Annotated in this window: 3 protein-coding genes; 1 reads left to right on the top strand and 2 read right to left on the bottom strand. The window is 34.1% G+C overall.

Annotated features, from left to right (window positions below):
• Nucleotides 1-52: 52 nt before the first annotated feature.
• Both AOG55_RS01830 and AOG55_RS01825 read right to left on the bottom strand, forming a co-directional pair.
• The gene (locus tag AOG55_RS01830) at nucleotides 53-1,435 is read right to left on the bottom strand and encodes an APC family permease (protein WP_048101298.1); all 1,383 of its coding nucleotides are present in this window, start codon (nucleotides 1,433-1,435) and stop codon (nucleotides 53-55) included.
• 722 nt (nucleotides 1,436-2,157) lie between these two features.
• Nucleotides 2,158-2,775, bottom strand: coding sequence for an HAD family hydrolase (locus tag AOG55_RS01825; protein WP_055040820.1), 618 nt, complete (start codon nucleotides 2,773-2,775; stop codon nucleotides 2,158-2,160).
• A 198-nt stretch (nucleotides 2,776-2,973) separates the two neighbouring features.
• On the opposite strand from AOG55_RS01825, the gene AOG55_RS01820 reads away from it, so the two are divergent.
• Nucleotides 2,974-3,624, top strand: coding sequence for a cyclase family protein (locus AOG55_RS01820; RefSeq protein WP_048101296.1), 651 nt, complete (start codon nucleotides 2,974-2,976; stop codon nucleotides 3,622-3,624).
• Nucleotides 3,625-3,641: the final 17 nt, after the last annotated feature.

The raw sequence follows: 3,641 nt of genomic DNA, 5'->3' as shown, positions 1-3,641 counted from the left end.
TAAGTTGAGTTTAAAAAAAAATATTTTTTATATCCTTTTAATAATTTTCGGCCTACTGTATATTCTCGTGATAGAGCATTTTTCTTCCAAGGTATGAATATATTAAGCCTATTATAAGCCACACCACAAATGTTATGCTCGCAATTATAACCACAGAATTAATGCTTATAAAGCTTCCATAGAATACAAAGGCAAGAATAACTATGGATATTGCCGGAAGTATCACATCAGCAGCGATATTCAATTTAAGTTTTAACTTATATACAATTCCAGGAAGTGATGCATTTGCAATCATATGAACTGCAAGGGCACCAAGTGTTGAGGCTATTCCAGTGAATAAAAATGCGTTAAAACCGCCAAGGGTGACCACACTTACAGTACCTATTATAAAGGCTATGATAACCATTAATCCAGCCGCCCTGTGTGGTGTTCTTCTTTCTGCGTGCACGCTGGAAAGTATCCCTGGAAGAACATTATCCCTGCTCATTGAGAATACGACCCTTGACAGTGAGTTGGTGAAAACCACAGAATCGGTAAATAAACTGTTTATAAAAAAAGCTGTTATTATTATTGCACCTATTAACCCTATATAGTTCTTTGTAAGTATTATTCCGGGAACTAGTTCAGTAGAATAGCTTAACATATTTGCCGGACCCCAGCCCACTGTAAATGCATATGATGCAAGTATAAAGAACAGTCCAAGGACAACAGAAGAGGCAAGGACACCACGGCCTATGACCTTTTTTGCATTTTTTGCCTCCTCACCCAGAGGGGTGGCAGTTCCAAAACCTGTAAATGCAGTGTACATAAATAAAACTCCAAGCATAACACCTGTAAAGCCATGGGATGCATATACTGGTGTAAAAACAGAAAATGTATTTACGGTTGGCTTTGATATTATTATTATAATGCTTATTGCTGAAACAACAGCAACCTCAAGGCTGGCCATAACCATTGCATATCTCACAGAATTTTTTACACCTGAGAATGAAACGAAGTAACCAAATGCCAGCACAATTATTAGCAAAATCACCCACGAATATGACGGTATGGTTATTCCAAATACCGATGAAAGCAATGCTGGAAGGAATATGGCTATACTCAAACCTATGAATGCCAGGGACATTACCTGATATAATATGTACATCCATCCGGTATATATGCCCGCAAAATTTCCTAGCCCCTCCCTGGAATATGCATAGTATCCGCCGGCGCCGGCCACATGTCTGGAAATTCTGTTTATAATCACAGCATTAATAAATACAATTACAAATGCGACCACAGCTGATAGTGGCAGTGATCCGAGGGCAAATGCGGCAGAGCCCGTCAGAGTTGCAACTGCCGCACCAGCGGGGGCAGATCCAGCCACTCCCTGAAAAATAACATCATATACATTTAATGTATCTCTTTTCAATGTTTTTGCTGATCCTTGCATGATATCTCACCCCATAAATAAATCTGGATTTATGGTTATTGCAGGGAATATTTATGCACATTTATGTCCGTATATAATATTTTATTAAGGTCAGTTTTATTGAATTTTTTATGGTTATATATTTTTTTATATTGATTTTTAATTGAATGTAAGTTTGATTTACTTAAATGTTTATTATGATAGACTATAACATGCATTGTTCCCTGTTCCATATATAGCCTATTCTGTATGCATTTATTGTATTTCTATGTATTTATTTTATTACAATAAAAATTTTTGAAATGTAACCAAATAAAATATACAAAATTTATTATTTATCCTTTTAATTTCCCGAAAATTATGGATTTATACCATATTTGAAGGGGGGTTCTCCGGATAAATTATTAGATGTGATATCCAGGTATCCACGCAGTTCGGTTATTTCAGTATTACATATTTTAAATTTTTATCAGTTTTCACCATCAATAATTTTACATTTAAATTTTGAATTTATATTCAGACTGTTCATAAATTTACTATTTTTCTTACATATTCATGGTTATCAATAAAATATTTTCGTATCTCTAAAGCTGTTTTAAAGCCATTTAGATTAATATTCCAGAATAAGATTCCTAAATATTCTTATTATGCATGCAAATATATGATTTCAAGGCCCAATTCTTAGGTTACCGGGATAATAAATTTAAATTCTTTCTTGTTGAAAAAGTTTTTCAAATTTTACATTATAAATTAAATCTTTTTTTGACCACATTTATAACATCATATATATTTACTATGGAAAAATCCTTATGATCTGCATCCTTTTTTGCACCATGGGTTACAAAAACCGCAGTCATACCAAGCCTTTTTGCAGGTATGAGATCATTATCGATATCACCAACTGCAACAGCATTATTGGCACCAACATTCATTATTTCCAGTGCCTTTAAATATGGTTCCACATCAGGTTTTCCATTTTTTACATCATCCATTGTTACTATCGCATCAACATTAATTTTTAGCCTGCTGACCATGGCCCTTCTTGACGATGTTACTATGGCAATCTTAAATCCCATGTTTTTTAATTCTTTAAATGTTTTATCAACATCGGGAAAGAATTTTACGTAATTAATGTAATTTCCAAAATATTCCTCCTCACTTTTTTCTATATTTGGGTCCCTGCCATTAACTGCCTTGATGAGCATTGTGCCTGGATATCCAATTAATAATCTAATAATTTCCGGGTCGGTATCAATTCCATAATCATGAAGTGCCTGCTTCCATGCCTTAATTCTGTATTCCACCGAATCCCATATCGTGCCATCTAGATCAAAAATAATACCATATGTTGGAATTCCCATTATTTGGTATTGAATGTATGTTATTAATTTTAATTGTTAAACAATCTTAATTTAATCAAATAAAATTCCATGAAATTATTTGATTATACAATATTATAAATATGCCTGTTTCAAATTTTCTCGCTTTTTGAAAAATTTTATCAAATAATACTATTAATACATTAGATATATTTATTAATACCAACTTCATTATTTTTTATGGAACCAAAAAAAATTTTTGATCTGTCTGTGGAAATTAAAACAAATATGCCGTGCTGGCCAACAAATCCACTTGTAAGGGTGGATCCAATAGGTCTCCTTGCCAGGGATGGCTATACCGTTGAGAAATACGAATCTGTCACGCATACCGGTACACATATTGATGCGCCATACCATATGATAGACAATGGAACCACGGTGGATAGGATCCCTCTAACACAGCTTGCAGGTCCTGGATACTGCATCAGACCTCAATACGATGGAGATGAAATTCATGCAGATGCACTCAAAAAGATCTGGAAAAGGGAATATGATGGAAAAATTATACTGGTAAACACTGGATGGGATAAAAAAAGGGGTTACACAAAGGAATTCCAGTATGAATTTCCGGGATTTTCATACGATGCTGTTGACTTTCTTCTGGAACATAAACCAAAGGTTCTTGGTATAGATACGCTTGGAATAGACCCATATTCACATGCTGATTTTGGTGTTCATAAGGCACTGCTTGCAAAAAATATGGCGTTTATTGAGGATTTAACAAATCTTGATCTCCTTGAGGAGGGTAAGGAATACTTTGTTGTTGCTTTACCGTTAAAACTTTATGGAGCAAGCGGTTCAATGGCAAGGGTAATTGCCATGGAATTTTAATGTTATTTTAAATAATC

Origin of the sequence: Acidiplasma cupricumulans, from assembly GCF_001402935.1 — an archaeon.
GTDB lineage: Archaea > Thermoplasmatota > Thermoplasmata > Thermoplasmatales > Thermoplasmataceae > Acidiplasma > Acidiplasma aeolicum.
Note: the sequence above shows the minus strand (reverse complement) of the source record. Positions and strands in the feature narration are given on the sequence as shown.

Bases quoted from the DNA above. Each gene is read 5' to 3' on its own strand.
- AOG55_RS01830 (WP_048101298.1), bottom strand. From the start codon at position 1,435: ATGCAAGGATCAGCAAAAACATTGAAAAGAGATACATTAAATGTATAT.
- AOG55_RS01825 (WP_055040820.1), bottom strand. From the start codon at position 2,775: ATGGGAATTCCAACATATGGTATTATTTTTGATCTAGATGGCACGATA.
- AOG55_RS01820 (WP_048101296.1), top strand. From the start codon at position 2,974: ATGGAACCAAAAAAAATTTTTGATCTGTCTGTGGAAATTAAAACAAAT.